Below are 20,781 nucleotides of genomic sequence, written 5' to 3'. Positions count from 1 at the left end.
GCTCCCGGGCCGACGTCGCCGCGCAGCGCGTCCAGGGCGGCCACGGTGTCGGTGCCCGGCAGGCCGACGGCCGGGACGACGAGGCGCCGCAGGTCGAGCGCGCCGACGCGGCGGGCGGAGCGGGCGGCCCGCAGGGACGAGCCGGCCGCCGCCCAGAGGAACCCCGCCCAGAGCACGGCGAGCACGACGAGGAGCAGCTCGACCCGGCCGCCGACGACGAGCGGACGCACCACGAGCACGAGCACCACGACGACGGCGAGCACCCGGCCGCCCCAGGCGCTCACGACGGTGCCCCGCTGGCGGTCGCCGGTGGCCGCCCAGACGCCCGCCGCGAGCACCTTGCCGCCGTCCATCGGTGCGGCCGGCAGCAGGTTCATCGCGCCCGTCGCCCCGTTGACCACGGCCACGATGAGGAGCGCCCACCGCACGAGGCCGCCGTCCGGCGCGGCCGTCGAGGCGGCCCACGCGAGACCGCCCAGCACGAGGCTCAGCGCGGGACCTGCGAGCGCCACGAGCGCCGTCGTGCCGGGCCGCAGCGCGCGCTCGTCGAGCGAGACCCGCGCCCCGAGGGACGTGATGACGACGCGCTCGACGGGGACGCCCACGCGCCGCGCGACGAGCGCGTGCGCCAGCTCGTGCAGCGCGACCGACGCCGTCACGAGCACACCGGTCAGGGCGGCCGCGGCGAGCGCCCAGGGGGCTCGGGGCACCTGCGCGTCGAGCACACGGAACGCGAGCACGACGACGACGGCGAGCGTCGCCAGGCTCCACGGGCTCACCGCGAGCGGCGCGCCCGCGAGGCGGCCGACGGTCCAGGTCCTGCGGGCGTCCGGGTCCACACGGGAACCCTAGGCGGGCGTGTCGGTGGCACGACGTACCCTGCTCGCGTGCTGACCGACCCAGGGACCGTCCTGACCCCCGCCGCCGCTCCCGACGAGGAGCCGGCCGGCGACGCCGCGCCCGCCGAGGTCGCCGGGGTCGCCGGGCTCGGCAGCGTCGCCGAGGTCGAGGAGGTCGCCGAGATCGTCCCCGGCGCCGAGGAGGCCCCGCGCGTCCGGCGCCCGGGGCTGTCGCCGTCGCGCGCGAACGACTTCATGCAGTGCCCGCTGCTCTTCCGCTTCCGCGTCGTGGACCGACTGCCCGAGCCGCCGAGCGCCGCGGCCGTGCGCGGCACGCTCGTCCACGCGGTCCTCGAGCGCCTGTTCGACGCCCCGGCCGGTCGCCGCACCCTCGACGCGGCGCGCGCTCTGCTCCCCGCCACGTGGGCCTCGATCGTCGCCGACGCCCCGGAGTGCGCGGAGGTGCTCCCGGACGCGGCGGACACGACGGCCTGGTTCGCGGACGCGGGCGCGCTGCTCGAGCGCTGGTTCACGCTCGAGGACCCGAACCGGCTCCAGCCGGCGGAGCGTGAGCTCGCGGTCTCGACCGAGCTCGAGGACGGGTTCGAGCTGCGCGGCATCATCGACCGCCTCGACGTCGCGCCCGACGGTGCCATCCGGGTGGTCGACTACAAGACCGGCAAGTCGCCGCGCGAGGGCTACGAGGGTCAGGCCCTGTTCCAGATGCGCTTCTACGCCCTGGTCCTGTCCCGCCTGCGCGGCCGGGTGCCCGCGATGCTCCAGCTCGTCTACCTGGGCGACGGGACCCTGCTCCGTCACGTGCCGAGCGCCGCGGAGCTCGAGACGACCGAGCGGCGCATCCGAGCGATCTGGGCCGGCATCCGCTCGTCGGCGCAGAGCGGCACCTGGGCACCGCGGCCCGGGCCGCTGTGCGGCTGGTGCAGCCACCAGGCGCTGTGCCCCACGTTCGGGGGCACGCCGCCGGAGCTCCCGGCCGGCGCGGTCGAGGTGGCGCTGGGCATCCGCCCGCCGGTCTGATCTCCCCCGAGCCGGACCACACGAGGCCCGACCGTGGTCCCGTCAGGCGGCGGGGTCCTCGAGGAGGTCGAGCACATCCCCGCGCACGAGGGCGCGCAGGTCGTCGAGGCCGATCTGCGCGAGCGAGCCCGCGCGGCTGAGACCCGGCTGCGCCTCGACGCGCGCGATGTGCTGCACCCCGAGCGTGCGCGCACCGGACGCGAGCGCCGACGCGACGCCCGGCGGCGAGTCCTCGACCGCGACGCAGCGCGTGATGTCGACGCCGAGCAGGTCGGCCGCCCGGAGGTAGGGCTCGGGGTGCGGCTTGCCGTGCGTGACCTCGTCGCCCGTCACGAGGAGGTCGAACGTGCCGGGCGGCGCCTGCCCCACCACGGCCTCGGCGAGGTTCCGGTACGACATCGTGACGAGCGCGCACGGGATGCCCGCGTCGCGCACGGCGCCCAGCAGCTCGCGCGCGCCCGGCTGCCACACGAGGTCCCGGCCGACCGCGGCGACGACCGACGCGACGAGACGCTCGACGATGGCGTCCTCCGGCAGGTCGACCCCGTGCGCCCGCAGGATCCCGGCCGCGGTGAGGAGGGGCATGCCGATCATCCGGAGGGAGTCCTCGTCGGTCCACACCCCGCCGAACTCCGCCACGAGCGCCACCTCGGCGGCCATCCACGCGGGTTCGGTGTCCACGAGGGTCCCGTCCATGTCCCACAGCACGGCGGCGGGGAGCGGGGAGTCCGCCGGGCGGTTCACGGCATGCGGCAGCGAGGCGTCAGAGGGGGGCACCCGGCCCATCCTACGTCCGCGAGCGACGTCGACCGTGGTCCGCGACCGCCTCCTCCGGCCCGGTCCGCCGCACCTCCCGCCGGGGGCCGACCGCCTAGGCTGACGCCCATGAGCGACGCACTGCCCGCCCTCGGCCCGTTGCGCGGGCCCGTCATGCTCGCGGCCTTCGAGGGCTGGAACGACGCGGGTGCGGCGGCGACGCAGGCGCTGGTCCACCTGCACGAGGTCTGGGCGGCCGAGCAGGTCGACGAGCTCGACCCCGAGGACTACCACGACTTCCAGGTCAACCGGCCGACGATCGCCCTCGCCGACGACGGCCGCCGGGAGATCACCTGGCCGACGACGGCGATCGCCGTCGCCTCCCGCCCGACGTCGGGCGACAACGTCGTCCTCGTGCACGGCATCGAGCCGTCGATGCGCTGGCGGCGGTACTGCGCCGAGCTGCTCGACGTCGCGGACCGACTCGGCGTCACGACCGTGGTCACGCTCGGCGCGCTGCTCGCGGACGTGCCCCACACGCGGCCGATCCCCGTGACGGCGACGTCGGACGACCCCCAGCTGCAGGACCGGCTCGGGCTCGACGCGAACACCTACGAGGGCCCGACCGGCATCGTCGGGGTGCTCCAGCACGAGGCGCAGCGCCGGGGCATGCGCTCGCTGTCGGTCTGGGGCGCCGTCCCGCACTACGTCGCGCACCCGCCGTCGCCCAAGGCGACGCTCGCCCTGCTCGTGCGGCTCGAGGAGCTGCTGGGCGAACCCGTGCCGCTGGGCGATCTCACGGAGGACGCCGAGGCGTGGCAGCACGGGGTCGACGAGCTCGCGGCGGAGGACGCGGAGATCGCGGAGTACGTCGCCCAGCTCGAGGAGGCCAAGGACACGGCCGAGCTGCCGGAGGCGACGGGCGAGGCGATCGCGCGCGAGTTCGAGCGCTACCTGCGCCGCCGCGACCGCGGCCCGGGCAGCGGGCCCGGCGGGACCTGAGCGCGACCGGCCGTCAGGCCGGGGTGGGTCGGGGTCGGGCCGTCAGAGCCGGATGCCGAGGAGCGCGTCGAGCGCCCGGGCGACGATGCCCGGCGCACCCTCGACGTCACCGCCGACGCTCAGCGACGCGTCGGCCCAGGTGTCCATCGCGCGCAGGGCAGCCGGCGCGTCCAGGTCGGCGGCGAGCGCGGCGCGCAGCGCAGCGACCGTGCTGTCCGGGTCCGGACCGCCGTTGCCCGAGACCGCGGCGCGCCAGCGCTCGAGGCGCGCCTGCGCCTCGGCGAGCACGGCGTCCTCCCACTGCCAGTCGTCGCGGTAGTGGTGCGCGAGGACGGCGAGCCGCACGGCCATCGGGTCCACGCCCTGGCGCCGCAGGTCGGAGACCAGAACGAGGTTCCCGAGCGACTTGCTCATCTTCTCGCCGCCCAGGCCCACCATGCCGGTGTGCATGTGCACGCGTGCGCCCTCGCCGCCGAGGGCGCGGGCGTGAGCGGTGCTCATCTCGTGGTGCGGGAAGACGAGGTCGCGGCCCCCGCCCTGGACGTCGAAGGAGGTGCCGAGCGCCTGCTCCGCGATCACCGTGCACTCGATGTGCCAGCCGGGGCGTCCGTCGCCGAGCGAGCCGCCCGGCCAGGACGGCTCACCCGGCCGGGTGCGACGCCACAGCGCCGGGTCCAGCGGGTCACGCTTGCCGGGCCGGCCCGGGTCGCCGCCGCGCTCGGCGAAGAGCTCGACGGTCTCGTCGTGGTCGAGGCCGGCGACCGAGCCGAAGTGCGGGTCGGCGCTGATGTCGGCGTACACGTCGCCCAGGTCCGAGCGGTCACCGCCCGCGCCCTCCTCGAGCGGCACGCGGTACGCGAGCCCTCGCTCGAGCAGCCGCTCCACGGTCGGCACGATCGTCGGGATGGTCTCGACGGCACCCAGGTACGTGTGCGGGGCCAGCACGCCCAGCGTCGTCATGTCCTCCGCGAACAGGGCCGTCTGGTCGGCAGCGAGCTGCTCCCAGTCGAGACCGCGGGCGGCCGCGCGCTCGAGCAGCGGGTCGTCGACGTCGGTGACGTTCGACGCGTACGTGACCGTGAGGCCGGCGTCGAGCCAGGCGCGGTGCAGCAGGTCGAAGGCGATGTACGTGGCCGCGTGACCGAGGTGCGTCGCGTCGTACGGCGTGATGCCGCACACGTACATCGTCGCGGAGGGGCCGGACGACGCGGTCACGAGCGTTCCGGTCACGCTGTCGAGGACCTTCACCTCGCCACCGCGGCCGGGGATGCTCGGGACATGCGGGGAGGGCCAGGTACGCACGTGCGCAGCCTAGGCCAGAGGTGGGACGACCACCGACCCGGAGCCTGGGCGGGGCCTGAGGGCCCGGGGGTCAGACGACCGCGTCGCTCACCGGCTCGAGCGCACCGACCCAGATCAGCAGCACGACCACGACGGCGAGCGCGATCCGGTACACCACGAACGGCTGGTAGCTGTACGTCGAGACGATCTTCAGGAAGCCGATGATGACCAGGTAGCCCACGGCGAACGCGATGAGCGTCGCGAGCGCGATGACGCCGAGCCCGGGCGTGCCCGGGTCGCCGAAGTCGTCCACGCTCGTCACGAGCTGCTGGAGCCCCGAGCCCAGGACGGCCGGGATCGCGAGCAGGAACGAGTACCGGGCGGCGGCCTCCCGCGTGTAGCCCATGAGGAGGCCGGCGGTGATGGTGCCGCCCGACCGCGAGACCCCGGGGATGAGCGCCATCGCCTGGGCGAGACCGAAGAGGATCGCGTGCCTGCCGGTCAGCTGGTCGAGCGAGCGCACCTTGGCACCGACCTTGTCGGCCCAGCCGAGGACGACGGCGAACACGGCGAGCGTCGCGGCGACGAGGTAGAGGTTGCGGAACGGGCCCTTGATCGAGTCCTCGAACGCGAGCCCGAGCACGACGATGGGCACCGAGCCGAGCGCGATCCACCACGCCATCCGCGCGTCCGGGTCGGCGGCGCCCATGCGGGCGCGCCACCCGGTGCCGTCCTTGCCGGTGAGCGCGCGCCACCACGCGACGCAGATGCGTGCGATGTCGCGGCGGAAGTAGAGCAGGACGGCGCTCTCGGTACCGATCTGGGTGATCGCCGTGAAGGCGGCGCCGGGGTCGCCCCCGCCCGGCAGCAGCTCGCCGACGATGCGCAGGTGCGCGCTCGAGGAGACCGGGAGGAACTCGGTGAGCCCCTGGACAAGGCCGAGGACGACCGCTTCCCACCACGTCATGGCGGGCAGGCTACCGGCAGCCGGCGACCACGCGGCGCGCACGTTCGGCGAGGGCCGCGACGGCGTCGCTGCGCGCGCGTGCTGACCGGTCGCGGTCGGACGGACCGGTAGCGTGCACGGCCATGGAGGAGCGACAGCTGGGCCGGACGGGGCTGCGTGTCTCGGCGATCGGCCTCGGCACGCTCACGTGGGCGAGGGACACCGACGAGGCGGAGGCCGCCGAGCAGCTGCGCGACTTCGTCGACGCGGGCGGCACGCTCGTCGACACCGCGGCCTCCTACGCCGACGGCGGGGCCGAGGAGCTCATCGGCTCCCTCCTCGGCACGGTGGTGGCGCGCGAGGACGTCGTGCTGTGCACCAAGGGCGGTGTGCGCCGCACCGCGCGCGGAGGGGTGGTCGACGCCTCGCGCGGCGCGCTCCTCGACTCCCTCGACGCGTCGCTCGCCCGGCTGGGGACCGACCACGTCGACCTGTTCCTCGTGCAGTCCCCCGACCCCCGCACGCCGCTCGCCGAGACGGCGGCGGCCCTGCGGCACGCCGTCGACAGCGGCCGAGCGCGCTACGCGGGGCTGTCCAACCACCCGGGGTGGCAGACGGCCCGCGTCGCCACCCTGCTCGAGGCCGACACCCCGCTCGCCGCGGTGGAGGTCGAGTACTCGCTGCTGCAGCGCGGCGTCGAGCGCGAGGTCGTGCCGGCGGCGACGGCGCTCGGTGCGGGCGTGCTCGCCTGGTCACCGCTCGGCCGCGGCGTGCTGACCGGCAAGTACCGGCGGACCGTCCCGGCCGACTCCCGCGCGGCGTCGGCCCACCTCGCCGGGTTCGTGGCGCCCTACCTGGGGACCCCGTCGGCGGGGGTGCTCGACGCGCTCCTCACCGCGGCCGAGGGGCTCGAGCGCACGCCGCTCGAGCTCGCGCTCGGGTGGGTGCTCTCGCGGCCGGGCGTGGCGTCGGCCCTCGTCGGCGCACGCACGGCGGCCCAGCTGCGGAGCGCGCTCGACGCCGACCTCGACCTCCCGCAAGCGATCGGCGAGGCGCTCGACGAGGTCAGCGCGCCCCCCGTCGGCTACCCCGAGAGCCGCTGAGCGGCGGCTCAGCGCTCCGCGTCGTCGAGCTCCGTGCCGTCGAGCAGGTCGTCGTCGAGGTCGTCGAGGTCGTCCTCGTCCACCTCGTCGTCATCGTCGTCGTCGCCCGCGTCGTCGACGTCGTCGTCCACCTCGTCGTCGGCGAGGTAGAACGGGAGCGTCTCGCCGTGCACGCGCAGCAGCGCGTTGTCGTAGACCTCGAACGCGTCGGCCAGCACGTCGTACGCGTCGTCGACCGCCGGGTCCTCGTCGCCCCGACGGGTGCTGACCGCGTGGAAGTGGGCCTCCAGCGCGGCGAGCAGGCGGTCGAGCGCGGCACGCGGGTCGTCGGTCATGGCACCGACCGTAGCGCCGGAGAGTGCACAATGGCACTCGGTCGTCGCGACCCGTGGAGGTACGAGCGTTGAGCCGAAGCATGACGCCGGTCAGGGACGGCTGGCAGACCCAGGGCGGTCAGTACGAGTACCGCGTGCTCACCATCCCGCGGTCGACGAGCCGCGGGGACGCGCGCCGGCTGCTGACCGAGGAGGCCGAGTACGGCCGCTGGGAGCTGGCCCGGACGAGCCTCTACGCCGGCGGCGACCGGAAGGTGTGGCTGCGCCGCAAGATCATCCGCGTCCGCAGCACCCTCTGACGGTCAGCAGGACCCGAGCAGGCGGTCCAGCACGCGCGTGCCGAAGCGGAGCGACTCCACCGGCACGCGCTCGTCGACGCCGTGGAACATCGCGGAGAAGTCCAGCGACGGCGGCAGCTGCAGCGGCGCGAACCCGTAGCCGGTGATCCCGAGGCGGGCGAGGGACTTGTTGTCGGTGCCGCCCGAGAGCGTGTACGGCAGCACCGTGGCGTCCGGGTCCTCGGCGTGCAGCGACGCGACCATGGCGTCGACCAGGTCGCCGCTGAACGGCACCTCGAGCGCGATGTCACGGTGCACGTCCTCGATCCGGACGCCCGGCCCGGCGAGCTCGGCGAGCTTGGCGCGTGCCGAGTCCTCGTGCCCGGGCAGGAACCGGGTGTCGAGCACGGCCTCGGCCGAGCCCGGGATGACGTTCGCCTTGTACCCGGCAGCGAGCTGGGTGGGGTTGGCGGTGTTGCGCACCGTGGCGCCGACGAACCGCGCGGCGGGCCCGAGCGCGTCGACCAGCCGGTCGACCGCGTCCGGGTCCTCGAGGTCGAGCGGGAGCCCGGTGAGGTCGGCGACGCCCGTGAGCAGCGCACGCACGGTCGGCGTGATCTCGAGCGGCCACGCGTAGGTCCCGATCCGCGCGACGGCCGCCGCGAGCTCCGTCACGGCGTTCTCGTGGTTGACCTGCGAGCCGTGGCCCGCGCGCCCCTCCGCGACCAGCCGCAGCCAGCCGATGCCCTTCTCGGCCGTCTGGAGCAGGTAGGCGCGCCGGCCGCCCACCTCGACCGAGAAACCCCCGACCTCGCTGATGGCCTCCGTCGCCCCGGCGAACAGCTCGGGCCGGTGGTCGACGGCGTACCGGGCACCGAACCGCCCGCCGGCCTCCTCGTCCGCGAAGAACGCCACGACGACGTCGCGCGACGGGCGCCGGCCCTCGCGGGCCATCTGGCGCACGACCGCGAGGATCATCGCGTCCATGTCCTTCATGTCGACGGCACCGCGGCCCCACAGCAGGCCGTCGCGCTCCTCGCCGCCGAACGGGTCGACCGACCAGTCGCCGGCCGCTGCGGGGACGACGTCCGTGTGCCCGTGCAGCACGAGCGCAGGCCGGTCCGCGTCGCTGCCCTCGAGCCGCACGACGACGTTCGCGCGTCCCGGTGCCGACTCGAACAGCTCGGGCTCGAGGCCGACCTCGGTCAGCGCGCCCATGACGTACTCGGCGGCCGCGCGCTCCCCCGGACCGCTGCCGTCGCCGTAGTTCGACGTGTCGATCCGGAGCAGGTCCTGGCAGAGGCGTGCGACCTCGCCCTGGGCGGTCGGGCTGCTGGTGGCCGGCGCGGCCGGGGAGGCGTCGGTGGACATGACGCCACGCTACCCGGCGGGTCGGCGGCGGCTCGCTACGCGAGTCCGCGGCGGGCCAGGAGCGGTGCGATCTCCGGGTCGCGGCCGCGCAGCTCGCGGAAGGTGTCCATGACGTCGAGCGACCCACCGCGCGACAGGAGCACGCGCCGGAACCGGTCGCCGTTCTCGCGGCGCAGGCCCCCGTTCTCCTCGAACCACGTCACCGTGTCGGCGTCGAGCACCTCCGACCAGATGTACGAGTAGTACGCCGCCGCGTAGCCGCCGCCGAAGACGTGGTTGAAGTAGGTCGTCCGGTAGCGCGGGGGCACCGCGGCCACCGCGATCCCCGCCGCCTCGAGCGCGCGCGCCTCGAAGGCCCCGACCTCGTCGACGGACGTCGGGACCTCGTCCGGACCGAGCGTGTGCCAGGCCTGGTCCAGGAGCGCCGCGCCCAGGTACTCCGTCGTCGAGAAGCCCTCGTTGTACTGCCGCGAGGCGATCATCGTGTCGACCCACTCCTGGGGCATGGGCTCGCCCGTGCGGTGGTGCACGGCGTACCGGCGCAGGACGCTCGGCTCCCACGCCCACATCTCGTTGACCTGCGACGGGTACTCCACGAAGTCGCGCGGCACCTCGGTGCCGGACTGACTGGGCAGCCGCACGTCCGAGAACAGCCCGTGCAGCGCGTGGCCGAACTCGTGGAAGAGCGTGATGACCTCGTCCCACGTGAGGAGCGTCGGCTCACCGGCCGGCGGCTTGGGGATGTTGAGGTTGTTGACGACGACCGGCCGGTGCCCGAGGAGGTGGCTCTGGTCGACGAGGTTGTTCATCCACGCACCGCCGTGCTTCGACTCGCGCGTGTACCAGTCGGCGAGGAACAGGCCGAGCTCGGAGCCGTCGGCGTCGCGGACCTCGAACGCGCGGACGTCGGGGTGGTAGCCGACCAGCTCCGGCCGGGCCGCGAAGCTGAGGCCGTACAGCTCGCCCGCCGCGTGGAAGACGCCGTCGTGCACCACGCGCTCGAGCTCGAGGTACGGGCGCAGCAGCGCGTCGTCGAGCGAGTAGCGCTCCTGGCGCACCCGCTCGGCGTAGAACGGCCAGTCCCAGGCCTCGAGCGTCGCTCCCGGCTCGTCCGCCTGCAGCGCCCGCTCGAGGTCGGCGGCCTCGCGCCGCGCGTTGGCGGCCGCGGCGGGCGCCAGGCGCCCGAGCATGGCCGAGACGGCCTGCGTCGTGCGGGCGGTCCCGTCCTCGGCGACGTACGCGGCGTGGTGCTCGTAGCCGAGCAGCCGGGCGCGCTCGGCGCGCAGGCGGGCCAGCTCGAGGAGGATCGCCCGCGTGTCGTGCTCGCCGCCGCGACCGCCGCGCGCGACGGACGCCTCGTGGATCCGTCGCCGCACGTCGCGGCGCCTCAGCGTCGCGAGGACCGGCTGCTGGCTGTAGAGCATGAGCTCGACGAGGTAGCCGCTCTCGTGCCCGCGGTCCGCCGCGGCCTGCCGGGCCGCGGCGATCGCGTCCTCGGGCATCCCGTCGAGGTCGGCCACGTCCTCGAGGAGCACCGCGGAGGCGTTCGTCTCGGCCAGGAGCTCACGGCCGAACGCCGTCTCGAGCGTCGTGATGCGCGAGTTCAGCTCGCGCAGGCGGGCCTGGACGTCCTCGGGCTGCGCGGCACCCGCACGCACGACGTCGCGGCGCAGCTCGGTGAGCAGCCAGGCGGCGTCCGGCTCGAGGCGCACCTCGCCGGCGTCGACGCGCGCCTGCAGCGCCTCGAGCCGCTCGTAGAGGCGCCGGTCGAGGTAGATCGCGTCGTGGTGCTCGGACAGCAGGGGCGCCACGCGCTCCTCGAGCTCGTCGAGGGCGGGCGACGTGTCCGCGCTCGTGCGGTTGAAGAAGACGGTCGCGACCCGGTGCAGCAGCGCCCCGGAGCGCTCGAGCCCCAGCAGCAGCTCCTCGGTCGGCGGCTCGGTGCTCGCGAGCAGCGCCTCGACCTCGGCACGCTCCTGCGCCATGCCCGCCTCGAAGGCGGGCAGGTAGTGCTCGTCGCGGATGGCGGCGAAGTCGGGCAGCGCGTACGGAAGGCTGGAGTCGAGGGCGAAGGGGTTCGTCGGGTCCAGCGCCGGTGCGGCGGTCGTGTCGCTCATCCGGTCATCCTCTCAGTCGGCCGGCCACGGCTCGACGGGCTCGCGCGGGTCGCCGCGCAGCAGCGTCCCGACCCACATGTCCCGCCGGACGCCGCGCTGCACGCCGTGCAGCCGCACCGTGCCCTCGACGCGGAAGCCCGCCCGCCACGCGACGCGCCGCGAGGGCCAGTTGCCGACGTACGCCTGCCAGAGCACACGCTCGAGACCGAGCCCGTCGGGCGCGAAGGCGTGCTGGAGCACCAGGGCGGTGGCGCGGGTCATCACGCCGCGGCGGCGCGCCCACGGCGCCACCCAGAACCCGAGCTCTGCGGACCCGTCCCCGATGCCGTCCAGCCCGATCATCGCGAGCAGGCGACCGTCGTCGTCGTCCGCCTCCCGCACCGCCCAGGTCAGCGAGCTGCCCGACGCCCAGCCGGGCACCACGGCCTGCCGCAGGAAGCCCTCCCCGTCGGACCGGGCGTACGGCGCCGGGATCGTGACCCACGCCGCGATCTGCGGGTCCTGGCACGCCTCGGTGATGTCGTCGAGGTCGGCCTCGGTGGGCGGGGAGAGCAGCAGGCGGTCGTCGCGCAGGTCGAGAGGCTCCACCCGGGCACCCTAGGGCCGACCGCCGTCACGGCCGCGCAGCATGTCCACCCGCCGCTCGGCGCAGCGGCATCGCGCTCCTTCGCAGCGGAGGGCACGTCAGACGAGCACCGCGCGGGCGTCCGCCACGGGCAGGCCGTGCGCCTCCGCGACACCCGGGTGCAGCAGGGCGCCGTCGTGCGTCGTGAGGCCGGCCGCGAGCGCCGGGTCCGCGTCGACGGCCCGACGCCAGCCGTGCTCGGCCAGCGCGAGCACGTAGGGCAGGGTCACCGCCGTCAGGGCGTGGGTGGACGTCACGGGGACCGCGCCCGGCATGTTGGCGACGCAGTAGAACGTCGACCCGTGCACCGGGAAGGTCGGCTCGGCGTGCGTCGTGGGGCGGGTGTCCTCGAAGCAACCGCCCTGGTCCACGGCGATGTCCACGAGCACCGAGCCCTCGCGCATGCGGGCCACCGTCGCGTTGGAGACCAGGGTCGGCGCACGGCGGCCCGGGACCAGCACGGCGCCGATGACCAGGTCCGCCGCGAGCACGGCCTCCTCGACCGCGAGCGGGCTGGACGCCAGCGTGCGGACGCGCCCCCCGTACGCGGCGTCGAGCTCGCGCAGGCGCGGGAGGTTGACGTCGAGCACCGTCACGTCGGCCCGCAGACCGACGGCGATGTCCGCCGCGTGCCGCCCGGCGACGCCTCCGCCGATCACGACGACCGACGCCGGCGCGACCCCCGGCACCCCGCCCGGGAGCAACCCTCGCCCGCCCTGGCTCCGCATGAGGTGGTACGCACCGACCTGCGTCGCGAGCCGTCCGGCGACCTCGCTCATCGGCGCGAGCAGCGGCAGCGAGCCGTCGGCCGCCTGCACCGTCTCGTACGCGATCGCCGTCGTGCCCGCGGCGAGGAGCGCCTCGGTGCACGGCTTGCTCGCGGCCAGGTGCAGGTACGTGAAGAGCACCTGGTCGCGGCGCAGGAAGCCGTGCTCCTGCGGGAGGGGCTCCTTGACCTTGCAGACGAGCTCGGCGGCCCAGGCGTCCGCCGCCGTGGGGACGATCCGCGCGCCCGCGGCGACGTAGGCGTCGTCCGGGATGTTCGAGCCGCGGCCCGCGCCCGCCTGCACGAGCACCTCGTGCCCCTGCGAGGTCAGGGCGTGCACGCCGGCGGGCGTCAGCGCGACGCGGTACTCGTGGTTCTTGACCTCGGCCGGAACTCCGACGCGCGTCGTCGTCATGGCACCCTCCGTTGGGCTCATACCGCGAGAATCGCATGCCCGGCGCGCTTCCGACAGTGGTGACCGCCCTTGTGCACACCTGCGATCCACGGATTTCGTCGTCCGTGCCCGATCCGGCGTCGAGATCGCGGCGGGCCCGGCGTCACGACCGTCACCTGCGTGGTCGACTGGGCCGATGACGACGCCACCGGTGCACCGCAAGCACCGGCCCGACGCCCCGAGCGGCTTCTTCGAGTGCGAGGCCGCCGGACTCCGCTGGCTCGCCGACGCCGCTGCGGTGCCCGTCGTCCGTGTGCTCGACGTGCGCCCGGACGCGTTGGTCCTCGAGCGACTGACGTCCGCACCGCCTGACCGGCGGGCCGCCCGCGCGCTCGGCGAGGGCCTCGCCCACCTGCACGCCGCCGGTGCCCCGGCATTCGGTGCGCCGCCCGCAGGATGGGACGGCGACGGCTTCTTCGGGCCGCTCGACGAGCCGCTGCCGCTGCTCCACGGCGCCCACGAGCGATGGGGCGACGCCGTCGCCGACCTCCGCGTCGAGCAGCTGCGCACCCTGCTCCGCGCCCGCAGCCGCCTCTCCCCCGCCCTCGACGCGGACCTCGCCCGCGTCGCCGACCACCTGCGCTCGGGCAGGTGGGCCGACGACGAGCCGCCGGCGAGGGTGCACGGGGACCTGTGGTCGGGGAACGTCATGTGGACGCCCGACGGCGCGGTGCTCATCGACCCGGCGGCGCACGGCGGCCACCCGCTCACCGACCTCGCGATGCTCCACCTGTTCGGCCCGCCCCACCTGGACGACGTCGTCGCCGGCTACGTGTCGGTGCACCCCCCGCCCGCCGGCTGGCAGGACCTCCTCGGTCTGCACCAGCTGTACCCGGTCGGCATGCACGCCGTGCTGTTCGGCGGCGGCTACGTCGCGCAGCTCACGCGCCTCGCGGCTGCCTGCGCGGCCTGAGCGACCCTCCGCCTCCAGGCGGCGCCGCCCGCCCGGTCACGCCCCCGACGACGCCGGCGCGACGGCGCCCAGCCGACCACGGCCGATCGCCCGCAGGTCGGCCACCGTGGGCAGCCACGAGACGGCGGGCGCGGTCCTGGGGTCCGAGCCGTACACGAGCAGGGTGAGGAACACGCCGTAGACCGGCAGGTGGCCGATGACCTCCGTGGTGCCGAACAGCACGAGCGTCGCGTTGAACGGGACCATGGCGACGAGCACGGCGACCTGCGGCATGGCACCCGAGAGCACCAGGAGCCCGAAGAGCAGCTCGACCGCGCCCGCGACGACGATGAACGTGTCCACCGGCATCGGGATGCCGACGAGCTCGAACACGTTGAGCTGCGGGTACGCCTCGAGCGTGTTTCGCGCGAGCTCGGGGTTCGTGAACTTCTCGCTGAAGGCGAGCGTGACGAGGCTGACGGCGACGAGCACGCGCAGTGCGAGGAGCGCGAGGCGCAGGCGCTCCGGGCTCGGCTGCACCCGCCCGAACGTGCCGTCCGACGGCGGCACGAGCGCGAGGAACAGCGCGATGCCGAGCAGCGCGGCCGTCTCGAGCACGGCGACGGGGCCGCCCGTGAGCAGCGCGGGCGGCCCGAGGAGCACGACGCCGACCGCGGCGGGCCGGAGTCGGACGCCCGTGATGAGCCAGATGCCGATCGCCGCTTGGACCACCCCGGCGAGGACGCCGCCCGGCACGTCGTCCAGGTGGAGCGCGGGTGTGAGGAACGAGCCCGTGACCGAGAAGACGAGCAGCGACACACCCAGGTGCACCGCGAGGAGCCGCGGGAGGTACGGCGCGAGGCGGCCCATCGGCCGGAGCACGGCCAGCTCGGGCCGCGGCAGCCGCCACGAGACCAGCCGCCACGCCACCGTCACCGCCACGACGAGCAGCGTCAGCGCGAGCGGCAGCGGCGAGAGGAAGAACCCCCAGTCGCCGCCCTCGGTGTTCTCGGTGAACCAGCGCTCGTGCGCCTGGGCCGGCACGGCGCCGACGACGACGCCGGCGGTGGTCAGCGCGGCCGTGAGGGTTCCCGCTCGGGCGGCGCGCGCGGTCGTGCGGCCCGGACGGAAAGGGGTGCGGGGCGGGCGGTGCGTCATCGTGCTCCCAGGATCGCGGCTGCGGTCCGGCCCCTGCTGCCGGGACGTCGCGGACCCGGGAGCGCGCCGGTGCACCACCACGCTAGGGACGGCCCGCCCGGGCCTGCCGGGACCTTCGTCCCCCACGCCGGGCGCCGCGGCGGGTGCGTACGGCCGGGAGCCTCAGAGGAGTGCGGGGCGCGCCGTCCGCACGGCCGCGGACGCGAGCCGGTCGGGGAGGCGCTCGGCGATGAGGGGCACCTCGCGCAGCGCCCGCAGGAGGACGCGGTTGAACGCGTGCGGTGCGTGGCTGTTGACGTCGTGCCCGGCGCGCGGGACGACGTGCAGGCGCACGCCGGGGTGCGCGAGCAGGAACCGCCACTCCTCCATCCGCAACGGGTCCCGTGCGCCGTTGACGAGCCACACGGGCACGCGCAGCCGGCGGAGGTCCGCCAGCGCGGAGTAGCCCCGCATCGCGGTGAGCATGTCCGCCACGACGTGCCACGTGTGGCGGCTCGGCCGCAGGGTGTCGGCGACCCGCAGCGACAGCCTCCGGTAGGCGTCGAGCGGCTTGCCCCGGATCTCCGTCGAGCAGCCGGAGAGCACGAGGCCCGCGACCTTCCCGGGGTGCCGCGCCGCGTAGGCGAGGGACGCGTAGCCGCCCAGGGACAGGCCGACGAGGAGCACCGGGCCCGGCATGCTGTCCACCGCCCGCTCGATCGTGGCGACCGCCTCGCCGAGCGTGAACCGCTCCCCCGTCCGGTCGCCGTGGCCCGGCAGGTCCACCGCGAGCGCCCGGTGCCCGGCACCCGTGACCGCACCGACCTGGTCGCGCCAGATGCCCGACGACGTCCGGGTGCCGTGGATGAAGACGACGGGGATCACGGCGTCCCACCTCCGCGCTGATCGTCCGGCCCGCCTGCGGCCGGGGGGCTCCGGGGACCTTCGATCGTATGACCGCGCTGGTCAGCGCGCTCATCTGTTGCGGGCCTCCCCGGCGCGACCTAGTTTCCGCCTCGACCCGGGACGCCGGCAGGGGCGCCCCGATGCGGACGCGGGAGTCCCCATGAGCACGACGGTTCAGACAGAGCCCGAAGCGGTACGCAGCCTCATCCCGGCCCGGATGGACCGTCTCCCGTGGACCCGGTTCCACTGGATGGTCGTCACCGGGCTGGGCGTCTCGTGGATCCTCGACGGCCTCGAGATCCAGCTCGTCGCCGACGTCGGGTCCATCCTGACCGAGGAGGAGAGCGGCCTGGGGATCTCCCCCGCCAGCGTCGGGCTGCTCGCGTCCGTCTACCTCATCGGCCAGGTCGTCGGAGCGCTCGTCTTCGGGCGCCTCACCGACCGCCTCGGCCGGCGTCGGCTCTTCATCATGACGCTGATGATCTACCTCATCGGCAGCGGTCTCGCCGGGCTCTCGTGGAACCTCGAGTCCTTCCTCGTCTTCCGCTTCATCGCGGGCATGGGCATCGGCGGGGAGTACGCGGCCATCAACTCGGCGATCGACGAGCTCATCCCGGCGAAGTACCGCGGCCGGGTGGACATCGCCGTCAACGGCACCTACTGGGGCGGCGCGCTGCTCGGCTCGCTGGGCGCGCTCGTGCTGCTCAACCCCGACCTCGTCCCGATGGCGTGGGGCTGGCGCATCGCCTTCCTGCTCGGCCCGGTGCTGGGTCTCGTCATCATCTACATCCGCCGGCACATCCCCGAGAGCCCCCGGTGGCAGCTCACGCACGGGTACGCCGACGAGGCCGAGAAGACCGTCGAGGGCATCGAGAAGACCGTCCGCGAGCGAGGCGGCGAGCTGCCCGAGGTCGACGAGTCGAAGGCGATCGAGGTCGTCGGCGAGCGGTCCATCCCGATCCTCCGGGTCGGGAGGATCATGTTCCAGGAGTACCCGCGCCGCTCGATCCTCGGCGCGACGATGATGGTCACGCAGTCGTTCCTCTACAACGCGATCTTCTTCAGCTACGCGCTCGTGCTGCACAACTTCTTCGACGTGCCGCACGGCAGCGTCGCCCTCTACTTCATCCCGTTCGCGATCGGGAACCTGCTCGGCCCGCTCCTCCTCGGCCCGCTGTTCGACACGCTGGGCCGCCGCAAGATGATCCTGGCGACGTACGGGCTGGCGGCCGTCGTGCTTGCGCTCGCGGCGGTGCTCTTCCAGGCGGGCGCCCTCACGGCGGTCACCCAGACCGTCCTGTGGTGCGTCTGCTTCTTCTTCGCGTCGGCCGGCGCCTCGTCGGCGTACCTCACCGTGAGCGAGATCTTCCCGATCGAGCTGCGCGGCCAGGCGATCGCCTTCTTCTTCTGCATCGCGCAGCTGGCGGGCGCCGGTGCCTCGGCCCTCTACGCCTCGCTCGTGGGTGACGGGTCCGACGCGGGACCCCTGACCATCGGCTACTTCCTCGGGGCGGGCCTCATGCTGACGGGTGGCCTCGTGGCGTGGTTCCTGGGCATCAACGCGGAGCGCCAGTCGCTCGAGGACATCGCCGACCCGGTGACCTCGGTCAAGCGCCGCGGCGCCGTCCGGGCGGAGGGCGCCCACCCGGCCGCGCACTGACGGCGGCGGGCGGACCCCGCCGAGCGGCACGGCGACCCGGGGCGGTCGACGACACCCACGTCGTCGACCGCCTCCCGCGCGCGGGATGATGGCCCCATGCCGGCGACCGTCCAGACCAGGAACGTCAGTGCGGCGTTCGGTGACCGCACCCTGTTCACGGGTGCCGAGCTCGTCGTCGCGCCGGGCGACGTCGTCGGCCTCGTGGGGCCGAACGGCGCGGGCAAGTCCACGCTGCTGCGGATCCTGGCGGGCCGCCGGGCGCCGGACGAGGGCACGGTCGCGGTGTCGCCGCCGGACGCCCAGCTCGGCTACCTCGCGCAGGAGGTCGAGCGGCTCGACGGCGAGAGCGTCCGCGCGCACCTCGAGCGGCGCACGGGGGTCGCGGCCGCGCAGCTCGCTCTCGACGCCGCCGCCGACGCCCTGGCCGACGACGTTCCGGGCGCGGGCGACGCCTACTCGGACGCGCTCGAGACGTGGCTGCGCCTGGGGGGCGCCGACCTCGACGCGCGCTGTGCCACCGTCGCGGACGAGATCGGGCTGGGCGTCGACCTCGACCACCCGATGACGGCGCTCTCGGGCGGGCAGGCGGCGCGCGTGGGTCTCGCCGCCCTCCTGCTGTCGCGGTACGACCTCTACCTCCTCGACGAGCCGACCAACGACCTGGACGCCGCCGGGCTCGACCTGCTCGAGGACTTCGTCCAGCGGTCCGAGGCGCCCGTCGTGGTGGTGAGCCACGACCGCGAGTTCCTCAGCCGGACCGTGACCGCGGTCGTCGAGCTCGACCGGAGCCTCCAGCGCGTCCAGCTCTACGGGGGCAGCTACGACGCGTACCTCGAGGAGCGGTCGATCGCGAGGCGCCGCGCGCGCGAGGCGTTCGAGGGCTACGCGTCCCGCCTCGAGGCACTCCAGGCCCGCGCGCGCACGCAGCGCGCGTGGATGGAGAAGGGCGTGCGCAACGCGCGGCGCAAGGCGACCGACGGCGACAAGCACATCAAGCACTTCCGCGGGCAGACGTCGGAGAAGCAGGCGGCGAAGGCGCGGCAGACCGACCGCATGATCAGCCGGCTCGAGGTGGTCGAGGAGCCGCGCAAGGAGTGGCAGCTGCAGCTCAGCATCGCGGCCGGTCCTCGGTCGGGCGCCGTGGTCGCGGTCGCCCGGGCCGCGATCGTCCGGCGCGGCGACTTCACGCTCGGCCCCGTCGACGTGCAGGTGGACTGGCAGGACCGCGTCGCGGTGACCGGGCCCAACGGCGCGGGCAAGTCGACGCTGCTCGCGCTGCTCCTCGGGCGGCTCGAGCCGACGTCGGGCGCGGTGGACCTGGGCAGCGGCGTGCTCGTCGGCGAGGTCGACCAGGCGCGACGCGCGTTCGAGGGCGACGAGCCGCTCGTCGACGCGTTCTCGCGCGAGGTGCCCGACTGGCCCACCGCGGACGTCCGGACGCTCCTGGCGAAGTTCGGGCTCGGCGGGCACCACATCCACCGGCCGGCCGCGTCGCAGTCCCCCGGTGAGCGCACGAGAGCGGCGCTCGCCCTGCTGCAGGCGCGCGGCGTGAACCTGCTCGTGCTCGACGAGCCGACCAACCACCTCGACCTGCCGGCGATCGAGCAGCTCGAGGCCGCGCTCGACGTGTTCGACGGCACGATCCTGCTCGTCACGCACGACCGCCGGATGCTCGAGACCGTGCGGCTCACGCGGCGCCTGCATGTCGAGGACGGCCGCGTCACCGAGGTCACGCCCGACTGAGCGCCCGGACCGAGGGGTCGCCGTCGGCCGTTCAGCCGGCGACCACGCGGTCGAAGAACGCCGACTTGCGCTCCTCGTAGCCCGGCGCCTCGGCGCCGTCCGCCTTGAGCGCGGTGTACTCGGCGAGCAGCGTGGCGTCCTCGGCGATCCGGCGCCAGGTGAGCGTGAAGCGCACGTCGTGCTCACCGCCGACCGGCGTGACGGCGACGCCCGTCGGCAGCGGTGCACCCGGGACCTCGAACGTCGCCAGCGTGGGCTGCCAGATGTCGGGGTGGACCACCGCGTAGACACCCCGCAGGGCGTCGACGGCGGCATCGAAGCGGGCGGGGTCGACACGAAGGTGCAGGTCGACGTCGCCCTTCGTCAGCGTGCCCGGCAGGCTCGCGCCGCCGAGCAGGACCAGCTCGCCGGGGACGTCCAGCGCGCGCAGTCGTCCGCGCTCGGCGGCGAGGACCGCGCGCGCCTGCGCCACCAGCTCGTCCGAACGTCGCACCCCGGCCTCCCCACGTCGTGCCCAGCCAACCACGGCGCAGGACCGACGGGGTCGCCCGCAGATCGCCGGATCGCCTGAGGCGGCGGCGCCGTGCCGACGACGCGCGTCAGCCGGCCGGGACGACGTCGAGGCCGAGCACCGACCGGATCTCGGCGGCCGCCGGCCCCGTCGGCGGGAGCTCGGCGAGGCGGGTCGCCGTCTCGTCGTCGCCCTCGGCCTCGGCGATGGCCTCCCACGCCGGGATCTCGCCCTCGAGCTCGAGCACGAGCGCCGCGACGCCCGCCTCGGCCTCGACCGGCCACGCCGCCTCCTCCAGCGCCGTCGCGAGCTCGCCGTAGCCCTGGGCCAGGTCGCCCGAGACCTCGCGCAGCGCGGCCATGTCACTGGTGGCGACGGCGGTGTCGAACCCGTCGAGCATCACGTTGGTCGGCTCGACGAGCGCGAGGTACAGGTCACCCGCCGCCTCGAGCGACAGGACCGTGCCGCGGGTCTCCTCGACGGCCTCCTCGGCGCGCTGCGTGACCTCGACGAGCGGGGCGGGCGTCACGTCCACCGGGGCGGCGCCCGTGCTGACGGCGCACGCGGTGAGGGCGAGGCCCAGCACGCCGCCGAGCACCACGGCGGCGGCGGGGACGAGGGAGCGGCGGCTCATGCCCTCTCATCGACCGACGCCGTGCCGCAGTTGACCCGCGCGCGCGGGTGATTCTGCCCAGCGGCCCGCGCCCGGCTACTGCTCTCCGACGCCGCCGTCGTCGCCGCCCGTCGCCTCGAACCAGGCGGCGTAGCCGGTCGTCCGCGCCATGCGGCGCGTGAGGTCCGGCGCGTCGTCGTCCCACCACACGGGCCCGCGCTCTCCGAGGGCCACCTTGGCGGCGTCGACGCGCAGCCGCGCCGCCTCGCGCGCGCCGTCGTCCCCCGCGCGCATCGCCGCGCCCTTCGCGCGGCGCGCGGCCATCAGCTCGCGGGTGAGCGTCTCGACGTCCTCGCGGCTCAGCCGCGGGTCGCGCCGCCGCCACAGCCGACCGCGCACGACGACGTA

Annotated in this window: 21 protein-coding genes; 7 read left to right on the top strand and 14 right to left on the bottom strand. The window is 75.0% G+C overall.

The genetic code is table 11. The features are described from left to right. Positions 1–839: site-2 protease family protein (locus ICW40_RS15025; RefSeq protein ID WP_221654824.1), on the bottom strand; the 839-nt coding region annotated here is incomplete at its 3' end. 48 nt (positions 840–887) lie between these two features. Between ICW40_RS15025 and ICW40_RS15020 the strand changes: the two genes are divergently transcribed. Next, on the top strand, positions 888–1,877 hold the full coding sequence (locus ICW40_RS15020) for a RecB family exonuclease (RefSeq protein ID WP_374199165.1): 990 nt from the start codon (positions 888–890) through the stop codon (positions 1,875–1,877). Positions 1,878–1,919: 42 nt separating this feature from the next. Here the strand turns inward: ICW40_RS15020 and ICW40_RS15015 are convergent, their stop codons facing one another. Next, complete coding sequence (locus ICW40_RS15015; RefSeq protein WP_221654823.1) at positions 1,920–2,663, bottom strand: HAD family hydrolase; 744 nt, start codon at positions 2,661–2,663, stop codon at positions 1,920–1,922. Between the two features lie 99 nt (positions 2,664–2,762). Between ICW40_RS15015 and ICW40_RS15010 the strand changes: the two genes are divergently transcribed. Then, positions 2,763–3,635: a PAC2 family protein gene (locus tag ICW40_RS15010; protein ID WP_221654822.1), complete on the top strand. Its 873-nt coding sequence runs from the start codon at positions 2,763–2,765 to the stop codon at positions 3,633–3,635. A gap of 42 nt (positions 3,636–3,677) precedes the next feature. Here the strand turns inward: ICW40_RS15010 and mshC are convergent, their stop codons facing one another. Together mshC and ICW40_RS15000 are read right to left on the bottom strand one after the other, a co-directional pair. Next, entirely contained in the window at positions 3,678–4,937 is a 1,260-nt protein-coding gene (gene mshC, locus ICW40_RS15005) for a cysteine--1-D-myo-inosityl 2-amino-2-deoxy-alpha-D-glucopyranoside ligase (protein ID WP_221654821.1), read from the bottom strand. A gap of 70 nt (positions 4,938–5,007) precedes the next feature. Further along, positions 5,008–5,883 carry an undecaprenyl-diphosphate phosphatase gene (locus ICW40_RS15000; protein WP_221654820.1) on the bottom strand — a complete coding sequence of 292 codons (876 nt, stop codon included), beginning with the start codon at positions 5,881–5,883 and terminating at the stop codon, positions 5,008–5,010. Between the two features lie 122 nt (positions 5,884–6,005). Between ICW40_RS15000 and ICW40_RS14995 the strand changes: the two genes are divergently transcribed. Then, positions 6,006–6,965, top strand: coding sequence for an aldo/keto reductase (locus tag ICW40_RS14995; protein ID WP_221654819.1), 960 nt, complete (start codon positions 6,006–6,008; stop codon positions 6,963–6,965). An 8-nt stretch (positions 6,966–6,973) separates the two neighbouring features. Here the strand turns inward: ICW40_RS14995 and ICW40_RS14990 are convergent, their stop codons facing one another. Continuing rightward, a complete protein-coding gene (locus ICW40_RS14990; RefSeq protein WP_221654818.1) occupies positions 6,974–7,300 on the bottom strand; it encodes a primosomal protein in 327 nt (108 codons plus the stop codon). Positions 7,301–7,380: 80 nt separating this feature from the next. On the opposite strand from ICW40_RS14990, the gene ICW40_RS14985 reads away from it, so the two are divergent. Then, on the top strand, positions 7,381–7,599 hold the full coding sequence (locus ICW40_RS14985) for a DUF5703 family protein (protein ID WP_221654817.1): 219 nt from the start codon (positions 7,381–7,383) through the stop codon (positions 7,597–7,599). A 3-nt stretch (positions 7,600–7,602) separates the two neighbouring features. Here ICW40_RS14985 and ICW40_RS14980 read toward each other — a convergent pair whose 3' ends face one another. The 4 genes from ICW40_RS14980 to ald all read right to left on the bottom strand — a co-directional run bounded on the left by ICW40_RS14980 (position 7,603) and on the right by ald (position 12,872). Then, a complete protein-coding gene (locus ICW40_RS14980; RefSeq protein ID WP_221654816.1) occupies positions 7,603–8,949 on the bottom strand; it encodes a M20/M25/M40 family metallo-hydrolase in 1,347 nt (448 codons plus the stop codon). 35 nt (positions 8,950–8,984) lie between these two features. Continuing rightward, complete coding sequence (locus ICW40_RS14975) at positions 8,985–11,066, bottom strand: M3 family metallopeptidase (protein WP_221654815.1); 2,082 nt, start codon at positions 11,064–11,066, stop codon at positions 8,985–8,987. Between the two features lie 12 nt (positions 11,067–11,078). Further along, positions 11,079–11,654 carry a GNAT family N-acetyltransferase gene (locus tag ICW40_RS14970; protein WP_221654814.1) on the bottom strand — a complete coding sequence of 192 codons (576 nt, stop codon included), beginning with the start codon at positions 11,652–11,654 and terminating at the stop codon, positions 11,079–11,081. A 96-nt stretch (positions 11,655–11,750) separates the two neighbouring features. Continuing rightward, entirely contained in the window at positions 11,751–12,872 is a 1,122-nt protein-coding gene (ald, locus tag ICW40_RS14965) for an alanine dehydrogenase (RefSeq protein ID WP_221654813.1), read from the bottom strand. Positions 12,873–13,047: 175 nt separating this feature from the next. Here ald and ICW40_RS14960 point away from each other — a divergent pair, with 175 nt between their 5' ends. After that, positions 13,048–13,824 (top strand): fructosamine kinase family protein, encoded by a 777-nt coding sequence (locus ICW40_RS14960; protein WP_221654812.1) that lies wholly within the window; start codon positions 13,048–13,050, stop codon positions 13,822–13,824. 36 nt (positions 13,825–13,860) lie between these two features. Here the strand turns inward: ICW40_RS14960 and ICW40_RS14955 are convergent, their stop codons facing one another. Both ICW40_RS14955 and ICW40_RS14950 read right to left on the bottom strand, forming a co-directional pair. Next, complete coding sequence (locus ICW40_RS14955) at positions 13,861–14,961, bottom strand: hypothetical protein (protein WP_221654811.1); 1,101 nt, start codon at positions 14,959–14,961, stop codon at positions 13,861–13,863. A 162-nt stretch (positions 14,962–15,123) separates the two neighbouring features. Next, complete coding sequence (locus ICW40_RS14950; RefSeq protein ID WP_308121832.1) at positions 15,124–15,825, bottom strand: alpha/beta fold hydrolase; 702 nt, start codon at positions 15,823–15,825, stop codon at positions 15,124–15,126. A 181-nt stretch (positions 15,826–16,006) separates the two neighbouring features. Here ICW40_RS14950 and ICW40_RS14945 point away from each other — a divergent pair, with 181 nt between their 5' ends. Both ICW40_RS14945 and ICW40_RS14940 read left to right on the top strand, forming a co-directional pair. Beyond that, complete coding sequence (locus ICW40_RS14945) at positions 16,007–17,506, top strand: MFS transporter (RefSeq protein ID WP_260459263.1); 1,500 nt, start codon at positions 16,007–16,009, stop codon at positions 17,504–17,506. 96 nt (positions 17,507–17,602) lie between these two features. Continuing rightward, positions 17,603–19,249, top strand: a complete 1,647-nt coding sequence (locus ICW40_RS14940; protein WP_221654810.1) for an ABC-F family ATP-binding cassette domain-containing protein — start codon at positions 17,603–17,605, stop codon at positions 19,247–19,249. Between the two features lie 31 nt (positions 19,250–19,280). Here the strand turns inward: ICW40_RS14940 and ICW40_RS14935 are convergent, their stop codons facing one another. From ICW40_RS14935 to ICW40_RS14925, 3 genes are all read right to left on the bottom strand, one after another. Next, positions 19,281–19,742 carry a hypothetical protein gene (locus ICW40_RS14935; protein WP_221654809.1) on the bottom strand — a complete coding sequence of 154 codons (462 nt, stop codon included), beginning with the start codon at positions 19,740–19,742 and terminating at the stop codon, positions 19,281–19,283. Between the two features lie 106 nt (positions 19,743–19,848). Further along, positions 19,849–20,394, bottom strand: coding sequence for a hypothetical protein (locus ICW40_RS14930; protein WP_221654808.1), 546 nt, complete (start codon positions 20,392–20,394; stop codon positions 19,849–19,851). A gap of 75 nt (positions 20,395–20,469) precedes the next feature. Continuing rightward, a partial coding sequence (locus ICW40_RS14925; RefSeq protein WP_221654807.1) for a biopolymer transporter Tol occupies positions 20,470–20,781 on the bottom strand: 312 nt, incomplete at its 5' end.

Origin of the sequence: Actinotalea ferrariae, from assembly GCF_019733465.1 — a bacterium.
GTDB classification, from domain to species: domain Bacteria; phylum Actinomycetota; class Actinomycetes; order Actinomycetales; family Cellulomonadaceae; genus Actinotalea; species Actinotalea ferrariae_A.
Note: the sequence above shows the minus strand (reverse complement) of the source record. Positions and strands in the feature narration are given on the sequence as shown.

Coding starts and splice junctions, on each gene's coding strand:
- ICW40_RS15015 (WP_221654823.1), bottom strand. CDS start 2,663: ATGGGCCGGGTGCCCCCCTCTGACGCCTCGCTGCCGCATGCCGTGAAC.
- ICW40_RS15010 (WP_221654822.1), top strand. CDS start 2,763: ATGAGCGACGCACTGCCCGCCCTCGGCCCGTTGCGCGGGCCCGTCATG.
- ICW40_RS15000 (WP_221654820.1), bottom strand. CDS start 5,883: ATGACGTGGTGGGAAGCGGTCGTCCTCGGCCTTGTCCAGGGGCTCACC.
- ICW40_RS14995 (WP_221654819.1), top strand. CDS start 6,006: ATGGAGGAGCGACAGCTGGGCCGGACGGGGCTGCGTGTCTCGGCGATC.
- ICW40_RS14990 (WP_221654818.1), bottom strand. CDS start 7,300: ATGACCGACGACCCGCGTGCCGCGCTCGACCGCCTGCTCGCCGCGCTG.
- ICW40_RS14985 (WP_221654817.1), top strand. CDS start 7,381: ATGACGCCGGTCAGGGACGGCTGGCAGACCCAGGGCGGTCAGTACGAG.
- ICW40_RS14980 (WP_221654816.1), bottom strand. CDS start 8,949: ATGTCCACCGACGCCTCCCCGGCCGCGCCGGCCACCAGCAGCCCGACC.
- ICW40_RS14975 (WP_221654815.1), bottom strand. CDS start 11,066: ATGAGCGACACGACCGCCGCACCGGCGCTGGACCCGACGAACCCCTTC.
- ald (WP_221654813.1), bottom strand. CDS start 12,872: ATGACGACGACGCGCGTCGGAGTTCCGGCCGAGGTCAAGAACCACGAG.
- ICW40_RS14960 (WP_221654812.1), top strand. CDS start 13,048: ATGACGACGCCACCGGTGCACCGCAAGCACCGGCCCGACGCCCCGAGC.
- ICW40_RS14955 (WP_221654811.1), bottom strand. CDS start 14,961: ATGACGCACCGCCCGCCCCGCACCCCTTTCCGTCCGGGCCGCACGACC.
- ICW40_RS14945 (WP_260459263.1), top strand. CDS start 16,007: ATGAGCACGACGGTTCAGACAGAGCCCGAAGCGGTACGCAGCCTCATC.
- ICW40_RS14940 (WP_221654810.1), top strand. CDS start 17,603: ATGCCGGCGACCGTCCAGACCAGGAACGTCAGTGCGGCGTTCGGTGAC.
- ICW40_RS14930 (WP_221654808.1), bottom strand. CDS start 20,394: ATGAGCCGCCGCTCCCTCGTCCCCGCCGCCGCCGTGGTGCTCGGCGGC.